This window comes from Streptosporangium sp. OZ121 (genome assembly GCF_051918885.1).
Taxonomy (GTDB): Bacteria; Actinomycetota; Actinomycetes; order Streptosporangiales; family Streptosporangiaceae; genus Streptosporangium.
Genome location: NZ_JBPXMC010000018.1, coordinates 103373 through 122756 on the forward strand (window position 1 = coordinate 103373; position 19384 = coordinate 122756).

A 19384-nucleotide genomic window follows, 5' to 3' on the forward strand; every position below is an offset into this window, starting at 1 on the left:
AGCGTAGCCCGGTATCGGAGCCGGTTGGCTCAGGAGTATCCGAAGTCCTGGGTCCACCAGGGGCCGTCGGGACCCTGGACGGCCCCGACTCCGGTGGCCATGAGCTCGCAGTTGAGGATGTTGCGCCGGTGGCCGCTGGTCCCCATCCAGCTGCGCACCGCCTCGTCGGGAGAGGTGTAGCCGCGCCCGATGTTCTCCGCGCCGCCGTCGCGGTAGCCGGTGGCCTCCATCCGCTCCCAGGGGGACGTGCCGTCGGCGGAGTTGTGGGAGAGGCTTCCCGCGGCCGCCATCCCGGCCGAGTGCCTCCTGGCCGACGCGGTCAGCCGCCTGTCGATCCGGAGCGGCGCGCACCCGGCCCGCCTGCGCTCGACGTTGACGAGCCGGACGACCTCGCGCTCCATCGCGCCGAGGACGGAGGTGGCGCCGTCGCCGCCGTCGCCGTTGAGCAGGTATCGGGAGGGGCCGTCCTTCCCGGAGCCGCCGGGTGACGCGTCGGCGCTCGGGGTGGGACGCGGGCGCCGGTCCTGGGGGGCGGTGGGGGCGGCGGAGGCGCGGGCGACCCGGGCGAGCGGGGCGCGCTCGACCTGCCCGGCCAGGGCGCCGCTGGGTGCGGGCCTCGTCGGCCCGGTGTCGTTCAGGTAGATCTGGTCCGCGGCGTTCTCGTCACGGCTGCCCCGGCCGATGATGAAGCCGACCAGCAGAACCGCCAGCAGGCACGCGAACACCCCCATGCGACGCAGGCGCGCTCGCTGGGTATGCCCGGGGTGAGGAAGCTGCCACATACCGCTATCAAAGATAGGGATGTTTGCGGTGAGGAAGAAGGGAATGCTGAGAACATATTGGAACCGTTCCGTGAAGGTTCCGGCGCGGCGGCCCCGAGATCGCCGTCCGGCGCCCTTCCCCGGGGATGCGGGGAGAGATCGTGCCGCCGGGTTCCAGCCCTGGTGACGACCCCGTGCGGTGGCCGCCGGATCCCCGCCGGATCCCCGCCGGATCCCCTCGTCCCGCGTGGCGGTTCCCGGGCACCGCCCGGGGGCGGGTAGACTGCCAGGGGTACCGGCGGAGAGTCATGTCGTTTTGCAAGCACTCTCCCGTGCCGGTATCCTGCTAGTTCGTTGTGTGCGAATTGGTCTCCTCTTGCAGACCGATACGCGGCGCGTCCGGCGTCATCTCCTCTTTTCCTGGAGACGGAAGGTCCGGGCTGTCGTGTGCCCGCACCTACCGACCATGTTGCTGTCCTCTCCGACAGCGCCGAAGACGCGACCAAAGAAGGCATACGACCGTGCGCACGTACACACCCAAGCCTGCCGAAGTCGAGCGTCAGTGGCACATCATCGACGCCACCGACATCGTGCTTGGCCGGCTGGCCAGCCACGTCGCGATCCTGCTTCGCGGTAAGCACAAGCCGACCTTCGCCAACCACGTCGACACCGGTGACTTCGTCATCGTCATCAACGCCGACAAGGTCGCGCTGACCGGTAACAAGCTTGAGCAGAAGAAGGCCTACCGCCACTCGGGCTACCCGGGCGGTCTGCGCTCCATGACCTACGGCGAGCTCATGGACAAGCGTCCCGACCGCGCCGTCGAGAAGGCCGTGAAGGGCATGCTGCCCAAGAACGCCCTCGGCCGGAAGATGATCAAGAAGCTCAAGGTCTACGCCGGTTCCGAGCACCCGCACCAGGCGCAGCAGCCGGTGTCTTTCGAGCTCACCCAGATCGCCCAGTAGTCACTAGCTGCTTGTCGCCAGCAGCGTTGGCCGATGGCCGACGCCGAGTAGGAAAGTTAGAGGAGAACCGTGGCTGAGTCCACCGGTGTCGAGACGGCCGTCGAGGCCGAGCAGGAAGCGTACTCCGCGGAGGAGTTCCCCTCCGAGTACACCTCCGAGTCCACCGCCAGCGGCGACGTCGCCGTCCGCAAGCCCATCACCACCGGCAACTCGTACGGCACGGGCCGCCGCAAGGAATCCGTGGCCCGCGTGCGCATCGTGCCGGGCACCGGCAAGTGGACGATCAACGGTCGTACGCTTGAGAACTACTTCCCGAACAAGGTGCACCAGCAGATCGTCAACGAGCCCTTCGTGGTGCTCGGTGCCGAGGAGCAGTTCGACGTCATCGCCCGCATCAACGGCGGCGGCGTGACCGGCCAGGCCGGTGCCCTGCGCATGGGTCTCTCCCGCGCGCTGACCGCGCTGGACGTCGAGGTCAACCGCCCGCCGCTGAAGAAGGCCGGCTTCCTGACCCGTGACGCCCGCGCCACCGAGCGCAAGAAGTACGGCCTCAAGAAGGCCCGCAAGGCTCCGCAGTACAGCAAGCGTTAAGCGTTGGGGCGCCTTTTCGGCACCGACGGGGTACGTGGGGTCGCTGGACGCGACCTCACGGCCGAGCTCGCCATGGACCTGTCCGTGGCCGCGGCTCATGTCCTCGGCGATGCCGGGGCGTTCAATACCAGCGTCGGGCGGCGGGGCCGTCCCGTCGCCGTCGTGGGCCGGGACCCTCGGGCTTCAGGAGAATTCCTGGAGGCCGCGGTGGTCGCCGGCCTCGCGTCGTCTGGTGTGGACGTTCTCCGGCTCGGCGTGCTGCCCACCCCGGCGGTCGCTTACCTGACGACGGCTCTCAGAGCCGACATGGGCGTGATGATCTCCGCCTCCCACAACCCCGCCCCCGACAACGGGATCAAGTTCCTCACCCGAGGCGGCTACAAGCTGCCCGACGCGGTGGAGAACGAGATCGAGCAGCGGCTCGGCGAGAAGTGGGAGCGTCCTGTCGGTGCCTCGGTCGGCCGCGTACGCGAGGCGTACGGTGAGGCCGACCGTTACGTGTCCCACGTGCTGTCGACCGTGAACGGCCGTCTCGACGGCCTGAACGTGGTCCTCGACTGCGCCCACGGCGCCGCCCACATGGTGGCTCCCGAGGCGTTGCTGCGGGCCGGAGCCACCGTGGAGACGATCGGGGCGCGCCCCGACGGTCTCAACATCAACGCGGGGGTCGGCTCCACCCACCTGGACAAGCTCCAGCAGATCGTGGTCTCCCGCAACGCGGACGTGGGCATCGCCTACGACGGCGACGCGGACCGCTGCCTGGCCGTCTCGCACACCGGTGAGATCGTCGATGGCGACCAGATCATGGCCGTGCTGGCCATGGCCATGCACGCCGAGGGCAAGTTGATCGGCGACACCGTGGTGGCCACGGTCATGTCCAACCTGGGCTTCAAGATCGCGCTCAAGAACGCCGGTGTCGACGTCGTCGAGACCGCCGTGGGCGACCGCTACGTCCTGGAGGCCATGAGGGCCGGCGGTTACAACCTCGGCGGCGAGCAGTCCGGCCACGTCCTGATGCTCGACCACGCCACCACCGGGGACGGCCTGCTGACCTCGCTGCACCTGCTGGCGGTCGTGGCGCGGGAGAAGAAGTCGCTGGCCGAGCTGGCCTCGGTGATGACCCGTCTGCCGCAGGTCCTGGTCAACGTGAAGGACGTCGACCGGTCCAAGGCCTCGGTTCCGGAGCTGGCCGCCGCGGTCAGCGCCGCGGAGTCGGAGCTGGGGGAGACCGGACGCGTGCTGATCCGGCCCAGCGGCACCGAGCCGATGATCCGCGTCATGGTCGAGGCCGCCTCGGCGGAACAGGCGGAGCAGCTGGCCGGCCGGCTGGCCGACGTCGTCCGCACGGCCTGCGTCTGAACGATCGAAGCACGGCCCGCACTTTCGGTGCGGGCCGTGCTTCGTCTTGTACCCGGCCTCGTGGCGCTCGGCTTCGGCGCCTGGTTTTCGCATCCGGCCCGCAGCGTCCGGCCCGCCGCGTCCGGTTCACAGCGTCCGGCAGGTCACCCCGGTCTCCGTGACCGGCCGTTGCGCGAGGGCTTCGCGACCGGCACCGCCCGGCCCGCGCGGCACCCGTTCCGCCGCGCTCGACGCGCCTCGTTCCCGTGACCCGTTGTGTCCGGCTTGTCCGGCGCCACGCCACACTTCGCATTGATTGACACTCTGAGTCGTTGATCAGACACTTTCAGTGGTTGGGGCGGGATTCCCGCCAGGAAACCGCTCATCGTGCCGAATGGCCACGAGCTCCGGTGGCCGTCCGGTCACTCCGGTCGTCACGATGCCCACGCGGCGCGAGGCCGCCGACATCGTGATCGATCGAAGGGGTGCCGCGCCGTGCTTTCGCTTCTCGCCGTTCTCGGCGGCGTCCCCGATCAAATGGAGACGACCTCGCCCGCGTACGTCCGGTGGCCGTGATGGGTGACGTTGCACGCCCCGCGGGGAGGTCCGGCGGCTCCGGCCGGTTCACGGGCCTGATCGCAGGCCCGCCGCCGAGGTACAGGCGGGCACTCGCCCAGCTGCTCGTCCTGAGCGCGGCCGCCGGCGCGCTGAACGCGCCGGCTCCCATGGCCGCGTCGGCGGCCGGCACGATCGTGTTCGACCAGCCCTTCCACAACAACACGCCCAACGGGCTCGGCGCCGTGGTGCTGCCCGCGCTGCCGAGCGGCCAGACGGGGACGAACATGGCGTGCCTGACCGCCTCCGGCAACCCCGGCACGGGCGCCCTGCACACCTGTGACAACAACCGGGACAATCAGGGCTCGGGCAAGCTGCGCCTGACGGACGCGGTCACCACCAAGGTCGGCGGACTCCTCGGCGCCGCCAGCGTGCCGACCTCGCAGGGGCTGGACGTGACGTTCAACACCTACCAGTACGGCGGGTCGGCGGCCGACGGGATGACCTTCGTCCTGGCCGCGGTGAATCCCGCCACGTCCGCGCCCCCGGCCAACCTCGGCCAGTCGGGCGGTGCGCTCGGCTACACCTCGTTCTCCTCCCTCCCCGGCCTGGCGTACGGCTATCTCGGCATCGGTTTCGACGTGTACGGGAACTTCAGCAACAGCGCCTACCAGGGAAGTGGCTGCACGAACCCGCCCTACATCGGGACGGGCAGCGTCCGGGTGGCCGGCCAGATTGTCGTCCGCGGGCCGGGCAACGGCACCGTCGGATACTGCGCGATCAACAGCACGGCGACCTCGACGAGTAGCCCCGTTCTCGGGCTGAGATCGACCACCCGCAGGGCCGTCCCGGTCCAGGTCGGTATCAACCCCACCAACACGGTGCTCACCACCGCCGCCGGCATGTCCATCCCGGCCAACAGCTACCGAGTGATAACCACCCTGGTGAACGGTACGTCCAGGACGTTGACCGGCACCCTCCCCGCGGTCTCCACGAGCCTGTTCCCGGCGAGCTGGCTGACCGCGGCCGGGATCCCCCGCCAGCTCGCGTTCGGCTGGGTGGCCTCCACCGGCGGCATCACCGACTTCCACGAGGTCGACAACGCCAGGGTCGCCACGATCAGCGCGGTTCCCGAGCTGACCGTCGCCCAGACCAGTTACAACGCCGCGACGCTGCAGCCGGGCGACCCCGTGACCTACAGCGTCGTCGCGGGTGTCGCGGCGGGTCTCGACGAGACCACGCCGATCACGATCACCCAGACCCTGCCCGCCGGGACGGTGCCCGTGGGGGCGTACGGCACCGGGTGGGTCTGCTCGCCGCCGTCGTCGCGCTCCATAACCTGCACGAACTTCGCCACCCCGTTCGCGGACGGGACGACGTTACCGCCGCTCACCGTGGTGGGCATCGTCACCGGGACCGGCGTCACGCCGGCACAGATCCAGAGCGGGACCGTGGTCACCGCGTCGTCCAACGACGCCAATCCGGCCTACCTGGCGACGACGACCGTCGGCACGCTGCCGGCGACGCCCGGCGGCATCTCCCTGAGCTCGACCTCGGGCACGATCTCCGGCGGTAACACGGTGATCGTGAGCGGTACGAACATCTCCAACGCCACCGCCATCGAGATCGGCACCACCGCCCAGCAGCAGGCGGGCACCCCGGTCGTCCTGCTGCCGTGCCCCTCGGGGGTCACCACCGGCTGCTTCGTCAACAACGGCGACGGCACCCTGACCATCCCCTCCATGCCCGCCAGGACCTCGGCCGCCGAGGTGAACGTCAACGTCGTCACCGAGGGGCTGGACGCGCAGGCCGCCTACATCTACATCTCCGCCCCCGCGGCGCCCGTCGCGCCCACCGCGGTGGCCGGTACGACCAGCGCGACGGTGAGCTGGACGGCGCCGGCGGCCAACGGCAGCGCCATCACCGGCTACATCGTGACCCCGACCCGCAACGGCGTGGCCCAGACCCCGGTGTCCTTCGACGCCTCGGCCACCAGCAGGACGCTGACCGGGCTGACCGCCGGTGCGACCTACACCTTCACCGTCACCGCGGTGAACGCCGTCGGCACCGGCCCGGCCAGCCCCGCCTCCAACGCGGTCGTCCCCTACGACGTCCCCGGCCGGCCCACCATCACCGCGGCCACCGCGGGCACCTCCTCGGCGAACCTCACCTGGACCGCGCCGGCGGCCAACGGCAGTGCCATCACGAGCTACGTCGTCACGCCCTACATCGGCGGCGTCGCGCAGCCCACCCAGACGTTCCCCGGCACCGCGACCACCCAGCGTGTCGTCGGCCTGGCCCCCGGCACCTCGTACACGTTCACCGTCACCGCCGTGAACGCGGCGGGCCCGGGCCCGGCGTCGCTGCCCTCCGCCGCCGTCGTCCCCAACGCCTCGCCCGCCTTCACCTTCGCCCCGCCGCCGGCCGGTGAGGTGAACGTCGCCTACAGCGTCCCGCTGACGGTCACCGGCGGTACGACGCCGTACGTGTGGTCGGTCAGCGCGGGCAGCCTGCCGCCGGGGTTGACGCTGAACGCCTCGACCGGCGTGCTGTCGGGCACCCCGACGCTGGGCGGCAGCTACTCCTTCACCGCGCAGGTGACGGACGCGAGCAACGTGAGCACCACCCGGGCGGTCACCCTGGTCATCGCGCCGCCGCCGGTGCTGACGTTCCCCGCGCCGCCCAACGGCCAGGTGAGCATCCCCTACAGCATCCCGCTGACCGTCACCGGAGGCACCGCGCCGTACGTGTGGTCGATCACGGCGGGCAGCCTGCCGCCGGGGCTGACGCTGAACGCCTCGACCGGCGTGCTGTCGGGCACCCCGACGGTGGGTGGCGTCTTCTCCTTCTCCGTCAGGGTGGTCGACGCCTTCGGCCAGAGCAGCACCAGGACGGTGAGTGTGACGATCGCGACGCTGCCGACGTTCACGTTCGCCGCGCCGCCGCCCGGGCAGGTCGGGGTCGCCTACAGCGTCCCGCTGACCGTCAGCGGAGGGGTCGCGCCCTACACGTGGTCGGTCAGCGCGGGCAGCCTGCCGCCGGGCCTGACGCTGAACACCTCCACCGGCGTGCTGTCGGGCACCCCGACGGTGAGGGGCAGCTTCCCGGTCACCTTCCGGGTGGTCGACGCAGGCGGCCTCGCGGACACCAGATCCGCGACGCTGGTGATCGCGGCCGGGGCCCTGGTCATGGTCAAGACGGCCAGTGCCTCCTCGGCGGTCCCGGGTGGCACGGTCAACTACACGATCACGGTGAACAACACCGGTACCGCCGCCTTCACCGGTGCGACGCTGGACGACCCGCTGGCGGGCGTCCTCGACGACGCGACCTACAACGGCGACGCGACCGCGAGCGGCGGCTCGGTGTCCCTGGCCGGCCAGACCCTGACCTGGACCGGCAACGTGGCGGCCGGCGCCACCGTGACCATCACCTACTCGGTCACGGTGAACAACCCCGGCACCGGCAACAAGGTGCTGGCCAACGCGGTGACCTCGTCGACGGTCGGCAGCACCTGCCCGGCCGGCGGCGTCGACCCCCGGTGCTCGGCCACCGTGACCGTGTCCGGGCTGTCCATCGTCAAGGTCGCCAGCGTCTCGACGACGACTCCCGGGCAAAGCATCGGATACACGATCACGGTGACGAACAACGGCCAGACCCCGTACACCGGTGCGACGTTCACCGACGCGATGGCCGGCCTGCTTGACGACGCCGTCTACAACGCCGACGCCGTCGCGACGACCGGCAGCGTGTCGTACACCGCCCCCAACCTGACCTGGACCGGCAACCTCGCGCCCGGCGCGAGCGCGAGCATCACCTACTCGGCCACGGTGCGCAACCCCGACCCCGGCAACAGGATCGTCTCCAACACGGTCTCCTCGGCCACTCCCGGCAGTACCTGCCCGCCGGGAAACCCCGGCCCGCAGTGCACCGCCACCGTCACCGTCCTGGTTCCGGGACTGACGATCAGCACCAGCACGGACGTGGCCAACGCCACCCCCGGCTCGGTCGTGAACTACACGTTGACGGTCTCCAACACCGGGCAGACCCCGTACGTCGGGACGAGTTTCACCGTCTCCATGGTGGGTGTGCTGGACGACGCGACGGGCAACGGAGACTTCGCCTCGACGTCGGGCACCGTCGTCAACAACCTGAACGGCACCTTCACCTGGACCGGTGACCTGGCCATCGGCGCGACCGTCACCGTCACAGGTTCGGTCACCGTGAAGGATCCCGACACCGGCAACAAAGTCCTGACAACCTCCGTGATCTCCAACGCGCCCGGCAGCAACTGCCCGGTGGGCAACCAGGGCCCCGGGTGCTTCAGCGTCATCACGGTCCTGGTCCCCGGCCTGACGATCGCCAAAACGGCCGACACGCTCACCACGACCCCCGGCTCGGTCGTGAACTACACGGTCGCGGTCACCAACTCGGGACAGACGCCGTACACCGGCGCGACGTTCGCCGACGCGTTGGCCGGGGTGCTGGACGACGCGACCTACAACGCGAACGCCGCCGCGACCAGCGGCTCGGTCGGCTTCGCGGGCTCCACGCTGACCTGGACAGGGAACCTGGCCGTCGGGGCGAGCGCCACGATCACCTACTCGGTGACCGTCGCCGACCCCGGCACCGGGAACAAGACGCTGACCAACGCACTCACCTCGGCCACCACCGGTAGCAACTGCCCGTCGGGCGGTGGCGACGCCCGGTGCTCCAGCAGTGTGACGGTCCTCGTCCCGCAGCTGACGATGACCGTCACGACCCCGTCGAGCACCACGACCCCGGGTGGCGTCGTGCCGTACACGCTCACGATGGTCAACACCGGGCAGACCCCCTACGTGGGCATCAGCGCCACGTTCACCGTCGCGGACGTGTTCGACGACGCGACCTACAACGGTGACATCGTGACGAGCTCGGGCGGCATCGACGTGAACCCGGACGGTTCGCTCCTGTGGACCGGGGACATCGCGATCGGCGCGACGGTCACCATCACCGGCTCGGTGACCGTCAACGACCCCGACCTCGGCGACAAGGTCCTGAGGGGCTCCTTCACCTCCGCCGCGCCGGGCAGCACCTGCCCGGACGTCGGCGCGACGGCGCCCGGCTGCTTCAGCGTGGTCACCGTCCTGGTGCCGGAGCTGACGATCACGAACACCGCCGACACCCAGACGGCCAACCCCGGTGCCACGGTCACCTACACGACGACGGTCGCCAACACCGGGCAGAGCGCCTACACCGGCGCCCAGGTCGTCAACCAGCTGGCCCAGGTGCTCGGCGACGCCGCCTACAACGGCGACGCGACCGCGACGAGCGGCACGGTCGCCTACGCCGGGTCCGACCTGACCTGGACCGGTGACCTGGCGGTCGGGGCGACCGCCACGATCACCTACTCGGTCACCGTGAACGACCCGGACCTCGGCGACAGGGTGATGCGCAACGTCGCGGTGTCGTCCGCTCCGGGCAGCACCTGCCCGGCGGGGAGCACCAACCCGGCGTGCACCTCGACGGTGATCGTCCTGGTGCCGGAGCTGACCATCGCCGCGAGCGCGAACACCGCCACGACGGCGCCCGGGGCGACCGTCAACTACACGGTGACCGTCACCAACTCCGGGCAGACGCCGTACGTCGCCGCCGCCTTCACCGACCTGCTGGCCGGGGTGCTGGACGACGCGGCCTACAACGGGGACGCCACCGCCACGAGCGGCACGGTCGGCCTCACCGGGTCCGACCTGAACTGGACAGGCGATCTGGCGGTCGGCGCGAGCGCCACGATCACCTACTCGGTCACGGTCGACACCCCCGACGCCGGGGACGCCCTGCTCTCCAGCACCGTCGTCTCGTCCACCACGGGGAGCAACTGCCCGGCGGGGGGCATCGACCCGCGCTGCACCGTCCAGGTGGCGGTGGCGCGCCTCGTGCTGGAGCAGAGCTACACCCAGGCCGGGGCGACCCCCGGCTCGACGATCACCCTCAACGCCACGTTCACCAACACGGGACAGGTTCCCTACACGGGAATCTCCGTCTCCGCCCCCACCGCCGGCACCCTCGACGACGCCGTCCCCAACGGGGACCAGACCGCGAGCTCGGGCACGCTCCTGCTCAACGCCACGAGCCTCACCTGGACCGGGAACATCCCCGTCGGGGGAGTCGTCACCGTCACCGGAACCCTCACGCTCAAGAACCCGCCCACCGGCGACCGGATCGTCACGGGCACCCTCGTCTCCGCCGCCGAGGGCAACAACTGCCCGTCCGGCGGCTCGGACCCCCGCTGCACCGCCACGCTCAACGTGCTCGTCCCCGGTCTGACGATCACCAAGACCGCCGACACGGCCGCCACCGTCCAGGGGGGCACCGTCGGATACACGATCACCGTCGTCAACTCGGGACAGGCGCCCTACACCGGCGCGACGTTCACCGACCCGCTGGCCGGAGTGCTGGACGACGCCGTCTACAACGCGGACGCCACCGCCACGACCGGTACGGTGAGCTTCGCCGGGTCCACCTTGACCTGGACAGGGGACCTCGCGGTCGGGGCGAGCGCGACCATCGCCTACACGGTCGCCGTGCGCAACCCCGACCCCGGGGACAAGACAATGATCAACACGGTCTCCTCGCCCACCGCCGGTGCCAACTGCGCACCGGCGAGCGGCGACGCCCGGTGCACCAGCACCGTGGCCGTGCTCGTCCCCGCGCTGAGGATCACCAAGACCTCGAACCCCGCGACGGCGGTGCCGGGGACCACGGTCACCTACACGATCGTCGCCGCCAACACCGGGCCGCTCCCCTACACGGGGGCGACGTTCACCGACGCGCTGGCCGGGGTGCTGGACGACGCCGCGTACAACGCGGACGCCACCGCCACGAGCGGCACGGTCGGCCTCACCGGGTCCGACCTGGTCTGGACGGGAGATCTCGCGGTCGGGGCGAGCGCGACCGTCTCCTACACGGTCACCGTCGACAACCCGGTGACCGGCGACCTGAACCTGGTGAACGCCGTCACCTCCGCCACCCCGGGCAACAACTGCCCGTCCGGCGGGACCGACCTGCGCTGCGCCAACAGCGTCCCGATCACCGATGCCACCACGCTGACGTTCGACAAGATCGCGAGCACCCCCTCGGTCGCGCAGGGCGAGACGGTCACCTACACCGTCACGATCGGCAACAGCGGGCTGACGCCCTACGTCGGCGCGACGTTCACCGACTCGCTGGCCGGGGTGCTGGACGATGCGACCTACAACAACGACGCCGTGGCCGGCACCGGTGACGTCACCTACGACGCACCCGAGCTGACCTGGACCGGGACCGTCCCGGCCGAGGGGTCGGTCACGGTCACCTACTCGGTGACGGCGAACACGCCGGCCTCGGGCGACGGGATCCTCACCAACGCCCTGGTCTCGGACTCGGTGGGCGGCAACTGCGGCGTGGCAAGCACCGACCCGCGCTGCGCGGAGACGGTGACCGTGGCGAGCCTGGCCATCGTGACCTCGTCCGACAAGCCGACCTACCTGCCGGGTGAAGTGATCCACTACACCACGGTGATCACGAACACCGGGCAGACACCCTACTCCGGGATCAGCGTCCTGTTCGCCGGGCCCGAAGGCGTCGACGACACCGTCCCGAACGGCGACCAGGCCGCCACCTCCGGGTCGCTGTCACTGGGCCTGGAGGGGCTGACCTGGACCGGGAACATCCCCGTGGGCGGCAGCGTCACGCTGACCGGCAGCATCACGGTGAACAACCCCGACCTGGGGGACAAGCTGATCACTCTCACCGCGCTCTCCACGGCGCAGGGCAGCAGTTGCCCCGTGGTGACCGCGCCCGGCTGCACCAACACGGTCACCGTGCTGACCCCGGGGCTGACGATCACCAAGGTCGCCGATCGGAGCACGGTGGTCCCGGGCGGCCCCGTGGCCTACACGATCACGATCGCCAACACCGGGGACAGCGTGTACACCGGTGCCGTCGTCACCGACGCGCTGGCGAACGTGCTGGACAAAGCGGTCTACAACGGTGACGCGGCGGCCACCTCCGGCGTGGTCGGCCTCGCCGGGACCACGCTGACCTGGACCGGAGACCTGGCGGTCGGGGCGAGCGCGACCGTCACCTACTCGGTCACCACCACCGACCCCGCCACGGGTGACAAGGTCCTGGTCAACCAGGTCGCGTCCAGCGAGATGGGCAGCACCTGCCCGCCTTCCAGCACGAACGCGGCGTGCGAGGTGAGCGTCCTCGTCCTCACCCCGATCCTGACGATCGTCAAGACGCCCGGCGCCACGTCGGCCACCCCCGGGGCGGCGGTCACCTACACGATCACCGCCACCAACACCGGGCAGGTGCCCTTCGCCGCGGCGACGTTCACCGACGCGCTGGCCGGGGTGCTGGACGACGCCGCCTACAACGGGGACGCGAGCGCCACGACGGGTGGCGTCACCTTCACCAGTCCCGACCTGACCTGGACCGGAGCTCTCAACCCCGGCCAGGCGGTCACGGTCACCTACAGCATCACGGTCGACGACCCGGGCACCGGCGACGAGCGGCTGGTCAACGCCGTCACCTCCACCACCTCCGGCAGCACCTGCCCGGCCGGCGGCACCGACACCCGCTGCCTCAGCGACGTCCCGATCTCCAGGATCACGATCACGAACGTGGCGGACGTCACCACGGCCGTCCCGAACCAGGTGGTGAACTACACGGTCACGGTCACGAACACCGGTCAGACGCCGTACGCCGACGTCGCGGTGAACGCCCTGTTCGCGGGGGTGCTGGACGACGCCGCCTACAACGGCGACGGGGCGGTCTCGGCGGGCGGCTTCTCCTTTCCCAGCGCCGACGTGGGAGCCTGGGAGTTCCCCCTGGCGGTCGGCGCCAGCGCCGTCGCGACCTTCTCGGTGACGGTGCTGAACCCCGACCCGGGGGACAAGACCCTCACCGCCGTCGTGACCTCGGCCACCCCGGGGAACAACTGCCCCGTCGGCGGTACCGACCCGGCGTGCACCTCGACGGTGACCGTGCTGACCCCCGTCCTGGACGTCTCCAAGAGCGCGGACCGGACGACGATCACGCCCGGCGGGACCATCACCTACACGATCACGGTCGCCAACACCGGCCAGACCCCGTACACGGGCGCGACCGCGACCGACGACCTCACGGCGGTGCTCACGGACGCCACCTACAACGGCGACGCGAGCGCCACGAGCGGCACCGTCACCCTCACCGGCTCCAGCCTGGTCTGGACCGGCGACCTCGCGATCGGCGCGACCTCGACGATCACCTACTCGGTCACCGTGCTGGACCCCGATCCCGGCGACAAGTTGATCACCAACAAGGTCTCCTCCGACACGCTGGGCAGCACCTGCCCGTCCACCGGAACCGTCCCGGCGTGCACGACGCTCGTCACCGTGCTCGTCCCGGCGCTGACCATCGTCAAGACGGCCGACGCAGTGACCACGACCCCCGGCGGCACGGTCGGCTACACGATCACCGCCACCAACAGCGGGCAGACGGCCTACACCGGCGTGACCGTCACCGACCCGCTGGCGGCGGTGCTGGACGACGCCGCCTACAACGGCGACGCGAGCGCCACGGCCGGCACGGTCGGCCTCGCCGGGCAGACCCTGAGCTGGACCGGCGACCTGGCGATCGGGGCGACGGTGACCATCGGCTACTCGGTCACCGTCAGCGACCCGGACACCGGCGACCGGGTGCTCGCCAACGCCGTCACCTCGTCCGCGCCGGGCAGCACCTGCCCGGTGGGCGGCAGCGCCCCGGCCTGTGCCGCGTCGGTGGCGGTCCTCCTTCCCGGACTGACCACCTCCATCGTCGCCGACCGGGCGACCACGACCCCGGGCGGCGTCACCCGGTTCACGATCACGATCGCCAACACCGGCCAGACCCCGTACTCCGGCGCGAGCGTCGTGAACTCCCTGGCCGAGGTGCTGAACGGCGCCACCTACAACGACGACGCGACCGCCACGACCGGCGCGGTCGGCCTCGCCGGGCAGACCCTGACCTGGACCGGCGACCTGGCGATCGGGGCGAGCGCGACCGTCACCTACACGGTGAGGGCCGCCGACCCCAACACCGGTGACACGAGCATGACCAGCGTCATCTCCTCGTCCGTGCCCGGCAGCACCTGCCCGGTGGGCGGCACGGACCCGGCCTGCGGCGCGACCGTCACCGTCCTGATCCCCGCGCTGAGCATCGTGATGACCGCCGACACGGCGACCACGACCCCCGGCGGCACGGTCGGCTACACGATCACGCTCACCAACACCGGGCAGACGGACTACGCCGGCGCCTCCGTCGTCGCCGCGCTGGACGGCCTGTTCCCCGACACGGTCTACAACAACGACGCGAGCGCCTCCACCGGCGTCTTCGACTACACCGCGCCGAAACTGACCTGGGTCGGGTCCCTCGCGATCGGTGCGAGCACCACGATCACCTACTCCGTCACGGTGAAGGATCCCGACCCCGGTGACAAGGCACTGACCAGCGGCGTGTCCTCCACCGCACCGGGCAGCACCTGCCCGGTGGGCGGGAACGACCCGGCGTGCACGACGTTCGTGCGCGTCCTGGTGCCGCAGCTCACGATCACGCAGACCGCCGACACCGCCACCGTCGTCGCCGGGGAGGCCGTCCAGTACACGGTGACCCTCGTCAACACCGGCGAGACCGACTATCTCGGCGCCGCGTTCACCGAGCCGCTGGCCGGGGTGCTCGACGACGCCGTCTACGCGGGCGACGCGACCGCCACCGTCGGCACCGTCACCTACGCCGCCGGCGTCCTCAGCTGGGGAGGCGCCCTGCCCATCGGGGACACCGCGACGATCACCTACTCGGTCACCACCCTCTACCCTCCGCCGGGCGACAAGACCATGACCAGCACCGTCAGCTCTGTCACGGCCGGGGCGACCTGTCCCGAGGGGGGAGACGACCCCCTCTGCACCACGACCGTCGCCGTCCTGACTCCCGGCCTCACCATCACCAAGACCGCGGACAACAGCGGTGACGTGGTGTCGGCCGTCACCGTCCAGTACACGATCACGGCCATGAACACCGGGGAGTCCCCGTACGCCGCGGCCGCGTTCACCGACGCGCTGGCCGGGCTGCTCGACGACGCCACCTACGCGGGCGACGCGACGGCCAGCGTCGGCACCGTCACCTACGCCGCCGGCGTCCTCAGCTGGACCGGGGCGCTACCGGTGGGGGCGAGCGCGGTCGTCACCTTCAGCGTGGTCGTCACCCACGAGACCACCGGCGACGCGATCCTCGACAACCAGGTCACCTCGGCGACCGTCGGCAGCACCTGCCCCGCCGGCGGCACCGACCCCGGCTGTTCCGTCCAGATCGCCGTGACCCCCACCAGCATCACCCTCGTCGATCTGACCAGCACCTTCACCCTGACCGGCAAGCCGGACTCGACGGTCCGCGACAACCAGGCCGTGACCATGACGGTCATCACGAACAGTTTCGACGGCTACACCGTCACCGTGCGGGCGGCGTCCCCCGAGCTCACCTCCGACCAGCCCGGCAACGACTCCACCATCCCGATCGGGAACCTGCGCGTGCGCGAGAGCGGCACGACGGCCTTCCAGCCCCTTTCGACCACCGTCCCGGTGCTCGTCCACGACCAGCCGGTTGCGTCCGCCCCCAACGGGGACGCCATCGGCACCGACTTCGAGGCTTACATCCCCTTCGTCCAGGTCGGCACCTATTCGGGGACGCTCACCTACGTCGCGACGGCCAAATGACACCGCGCCGTCCCTGGAAGCCCGGGTGGGCTCCCCCTGTACACGAGCAACGTGAAGGAGAAAGCCATGCCACTGATCGCGATGATCCGTCCTTCCACCGGCACGCTCCGCGCCGCGGTCCGCTACGGGCTCGGCGCGGCCCTGGTCGTCGCCCTCGCCGTACCGTCATCGGCGGCGGCCGCCCTCGAACCGCACCCCGAGGACCCCGGGGACGCCGGAGGCGCCGGGGGCGCCAGGGGCAGAGCGGGTAAGGCGGTGACCGGGGGCGTACCCAGCCTGAGCATCAGCATCGACAACGGCCGGACCACTGCCGAGGAGGGAGACCGGCTCACCTACGCCGTCACCGTGCGCAACACCGGGGCGACCCGCGTACGCGACCTCGAACTCACCCAGACCCTGCCGACCGGCCTCAGGTTCGTCTCGGCGGACGGCGGGGGCTCGGCCTCGAAGGGGCAGGTCCGCTGGAGCGCCGACGTGCCGCCAGGCAAGGACGCCACCTTCCACACCGTCGCGGAGGTGGGGGCCACCCCGGAGGACCTCCTGCGCCTGGCCAGCATCGCCTGCGCGAACACCGAGGGAAGCGACAGGCCGATCGTCTGCGCCACCCACTCCGACCAGTTGCCCGCCGGCGCGGCGGCGGCCGAGGCCGCGCACGCGAGAGCCCACCCCGTGTCGAGCCGCCTGGGGTACGTGGCCCTGGGCGCGGGGGCCGGGCTGCTGGCCCTGGCGCTGGCCGGGCTGCTGTTCCGCCGCCGCTCCAGGCGCGGCCGCCACCTGCGGCAGTCGTCCTCGTGACGACCTTGGGCAACGGAGTACGGGTTTTGTGCTCCGTTGCTCAGGAGTGTGACCGAAGCTGCGCGTCCAGGGTCCAGATGCCGACCTCCACATTGACGACCCTCGCGCGGTAGAGCTCCCTTTCGGTCAGGATGCAGAGGTCGCCCAGGCCAAGCTTGGTCATCACGTGGTCGGAGAACGGCGTTCCCGTTCCCGCTCCCGATAGGAGCGACCGCAGGAAGCCCTCGCCCCATTCGACGGTGTGCAGCACCCAGGGCGCCTGCCCGGTGATGACGAGTCCGAGGAGATCGGACAGTTTGTCGGCGTGCTGCCTGCGGAGCCGGCCGTCCGAGAGTTGGGCGATGTGGTTGCCGGTCTCGATCACCGCGGTGACGGGCAGGATGAGATCGCATGATCGTTTCTCGTCCCGGAGCGCTCGCAGCACGCTTTCCCGGTCCTGGTTCCTCCCGGGGACGTCGAGGATGTTGCAGAGCACCGAAGTGTCGACGAACTCGACCCTGCGGACCATCGTCAGCCGATTCCCATCAGACGATCGAACTCGCTGAAGTCACGCTCTCGGGGCGGTGCCTGCTCCAGCAGGCCCGACGTGATGATCGTGCCGAGATCCCCCTGAGCCATCAGGCTAGGGTAACCGTCGATTTCGGGAAGTGTACGGAGGTTCGACAGGCCTGTGGCGCGATCCCGGGAACACACCACGACGTTCTTGTGATCCTCGGAACTCAGTGCGGAAAGCAGGGCGGGGCTGTGCGTGGTGAAGATCACGCGGGCGGAATTGTCCACGGTCGCCTGCTTCACGAGATCGAGCACCTGTGTCGCCTGGGATGGGTGGAGGCCGTTCTCGAGTTCCTCGATGACCAGCATGGGCGATTTACCGTCATCACTCGTGTCGCGCCCGCCCAGGTCGAGATCGCGTCCCTGCCGCAGCAGCGTCGTGGCGATGGCCGTGAACCTCAGCAGGCCGTCGCTCATCTCGCGTGCGGGGGTGATTGCGGGTCCTTCCCGCAGGGCGAGCATCACATCGTTCAGGTCCGAACGAACGGCCTCGATGCCCGTCACCTCGTGCTCGACGAGGTTCTGCACCCGGGTGAGAAGCTGCCGGAATCGCTCGGTGTCATGCGTCGCCATGTGCCCGATGACGGCGGAGAGGTTCTCCGCCGTCCTGCGCAGCCTTATATCGCGACCGGGGACGTACTGCCTCATCAGGTGCGGGACGGGATCGAGATGGAAGACGCCGCGCAAGGCTTCCAGCATGTCCTCGGCCGCCGTGAGGACAGCGCGCTCCCTCTCGTTCCTGCCCTCCAGCCGGAGAGCGAGCTGGCTGGTCAGGAGCCGGGAGGAACGGAAGGGGGCGCGCGGGCCGCGACCGGGCCGGCCGGTGTACCAGGTGGCGTCGATACTGCCCGGCCCCGGCGAGGCGCTTTCGGTCGCGAGCAACTTGTGACGGAACCGCTCCAGCCAGTTTTTCGTGGATCGTTTGTGGCCTGATATGCCCCAGAGCGTTTCGCTGACGATCTCCGGCTCGGGGCGGACCTGGATCGTGACGTCGAGCTGCACGATCCAATAGCTGCTCGGTTCGCTTCTGAGAGGGAAGACCGTGCAGCCCAGGCTGAACCGGTCCGTCCCGTGCGGGGGACATCCTTCGATGCCCCCGCGGAGAGGCCCCTCGTCGCCGCGCCTGCTGTCGAGCGCGTCCACGATGTCCGTACCGGCCGCCAGCCGGGAGAGCACCTCAAGCCCGTCGAGCGCGTTCGACTTCCCGCTGCTGTTGCGGCCGATGAGCGCCGTCATGCCGCCCAGCGGGAGTGTCGCGTCGCGAAACGTCTTGAACTCCGTGAGGCGCAGCTCATGCAGGTACGGCTTCATATTCGAACGGTACACGTGCGCCCCCTGCCGGAGGGGACGCACGTGAGCCCCTACTCGTCGCCGGTGAGGGAGAAGCTCCGCAGGCGCCTGCCCGCCCAGACGACCGCGCCGACGGTGACGATGACCAGGGCGGGGACGGCGAAGCCGAGGGTGATCTCGGTGGAGAAGAACGCGGAGGACGACAGCTGGTCGGCGATCGTCTGGGCCCACTGCTGGATGGAGAACCTGCGGGCGCCGGGCACGAAGTTGCCGACCACGCCCTCCCAGACGAGCGCGTAGACGATGCCGATCGTGACCGCGTGCCGGGTCAGCACGCCCAGCAGCATGAACACCGCCGCGTACGCGATCCCGCCGATGAGGGAGCCGAGCGCGAAGCCGTACGCGATACCGGATTCGAGGTTGACCAGCAGGTAGGCCGCGACGAAGGTCGGCACGGCGGCGAACAGTGCGAGCATCGAGGCGGCGACCGCGAACTTGGTCCGGGCGATCACCGGGCGGGAGATCGGCTTGGACAGCAGGTGGATGATCGTGCCGTCGTCGATCTCGGGGGCGATCACCCCGGTCCCCGCGATCAGGCCGAGCAGCGGCAGCATGGTGCCGATGGCGAAGGTCTGCATGAGCGTGACCGCGGTCCGCTCGTCGGCGGCGCCGATGAACCTCAGCAGGGCGGCCATGGCGACCAGCACCACGGGAAGCATGATCAGCAGCCAGATCCGGCGGCGGCCGAGGAGCGCCCGGTAGGAGATTCCGGCGATGACACCGTTCATGG

At 70.4% G+C, this 19384-nt stretch carries 9 protein-coding genes; 5 read left to right on the forward strand and 4 right to left on the reverse strand.

Annotated features, from left to right (window positions below; all coding sequences use genetic code 11):
• Nucleotides 1-29: 29 nt before the first annotated feature.
• Nucleotides 30-782, reverse strand: coding sequence for a CAP domain-containing protein (locus ACTOQ1_RS27970; protein WP_440070961.1), 753 nt, complete (start codon nucleotides 780-782; stop codon nucleotides 30-32).
• Between the two features lie 500 nt (nucleotides 783-1282).
• On the opposite strand from ACTOQ1_RS27970, the gene rplM reads away from it, so the two are divergent.
• From rplM to ACTOQ1_RS27995, 5 genes are all read left to right on the forward strand, one after another.
• Nucleotides 1283-1726: a 50S ribosomal protein L13 gene (rplM, locus tag ACTOQ1_RS27975; RefSeq protein ID WP_344746717.1), complete on the forward strand. Its 444-nt coding sequence runs from the start codon at nucleotides 1283-1285 to the stop codon at nucleotides 1724-1726.
• Nucleotides 1727-1795: 69 nt separating this feature from the next.
• Nucleotides 1796-2317 carry a 30S ribosomal protein S9 gene (gene rpsI, locus ACTOQ1_RS27980; RefSeq protein ID WP_440070962.1) on the forward strand — a complete coding sequence of 174 codons (522 nt, stop codon included), beginning with the start codon at nucleotides 1796-1798 and terminating at the stop codon, nucleotides 2315-2317.
• 3 nt (nucleotides 2318-2320) lie between these two features.
• Complete coding sequence (glmM, locus tag ACTOQ1_RS27985; protein WP_440070963.1) at nucleotides 2321-3676, forward strand: phosphoglucosamine mutase; 1356 nt, start codon at nucleotides 2321-2323, stop codon at nucleotides 3674-3676.
• A gap of 554 nt (nucleotides 3677-4230) precedes the next feature.
• The gene (locus tag ACTOQ1_RS27990) at nucleotides 4231-15957 is read left to right on the forward strand and encodes a putative Ig domain-containing protein (protein ID WP_440070964.1); all 11727 of its coding nucleotides are present in this window, start codon (nucleotides 4231-4233) and stop codon (nucleotides 15955-15957) included.
• Nucleotides 15958-16023: 66 nt separating this feature from the next.
• A complete protein-coding gene (locus tag ACTOQ1_RS27995; RefSeq protein WP_440070965.1) occupies nucleotides 16024-16752 on the forward strand; it encodes a hypothetical protein in 729 nt (242 codons plus the stop codon).
• Nucleotides 16753-16792: 40 nt separating this feature from the next.
• Here the strand turns inward: ACTOQ1_RS27995 and ACTOQ1_RS28000 are convergent, their stop codons facing one another.
• Genes ACTOQ1_RS28000 through ACTOQ1_RS28010 form a run of 3 tightly spaced genes read right to left on the reverse strand, consistent with a single transcriptional unit; the run spans nucleotide 16793 to nucleotide 19382 of the window.
• Complete coding sequence (locus ACTOQ1_RS28000; RefSeq protein WP_440070966.1) at nucleotides 16793-17260, reverse strand: hypothetical protein; 468 nt, start codon at nucleotides 17258-17260, stop codon at nucleotides 16793-16795.
• A gap of 2 nt (nucleotides 17261-17262) precedes the next feature.
• On the reverse strand, nucleotides 17263-18615 hold the full coding sequence (locus ACTOQ1_RS28005; RefSeq protein WP_440070967.1) for an AAA family ATPase: 1353 nt from the start codon (nucleotides 18613-18615) through the stop codon (nucleotides 17263-17265).
• 50 nt (nucleotides 18616-18665) lie between these two features.
• A complete protein-coding gene (locus tag ACTOQ1_RS28010) occupies nucleotides 18666-19382 on the reverse strand; it encodes an ABC transporter permease (RefSeq protein ID WP_440070968.1) in 717 nt (238 codons plus the stop codon).
• Nucleotides 19383-19384: the final 2 nt, after the last annotated feature.

What these genes read in the sequence shown, in the direction of transcription:
- ACTOQ1_RS27970 (WP_440070961.1), bottom strand. Translation starts at nt 782, where the DNA reads ATGTGGCAGCTTCCTCACCCCGGGCATACCCAGCGAGCGCGCCTGCGT.
- ACTOQ1_RS27990 (WP_440070964.1), top strand. Translation starts at nt 4,231, where the DNA reads ATGGGTGACGTTGCACGCCCCGCGGGGAGGTCCGGCGGCTCCGGCCGG.
- ACTOQ1_RS27995 (WP_440070965.1), top strand. Translation starts at nt 16,024, where the DNA reads ATGCCACTGATCGCGATGATCCGTCCTTCCACCGGCACGCTCCGCGCC.
- ACTOQ1_RS28000 (WP_440070966.1), bottom strand. Translation starts at nt 17,260, where the DNA reads ATGGTCCGCAGGGTCGAGTTCGTCGACACTTCGGTGCTCTGCAACATC.
- ACTOQ1_RS28005 (WP_440070967.1), bottom strand. Translation starts at nt 18,615, where the DNA reads ATGAAGCCGTACCTGCATGAGCTGCGCCTCACGGAGTTCAAGACGTTT.
- ACTOQ1_RS28010 (WP_440070968.1), bottom strand. Translation starts at nt 19,382, where the DNA reads ATGAACGGTGTCATCGCCGGAATCTCCTACCGGGCGCTCCTCGGCCGC.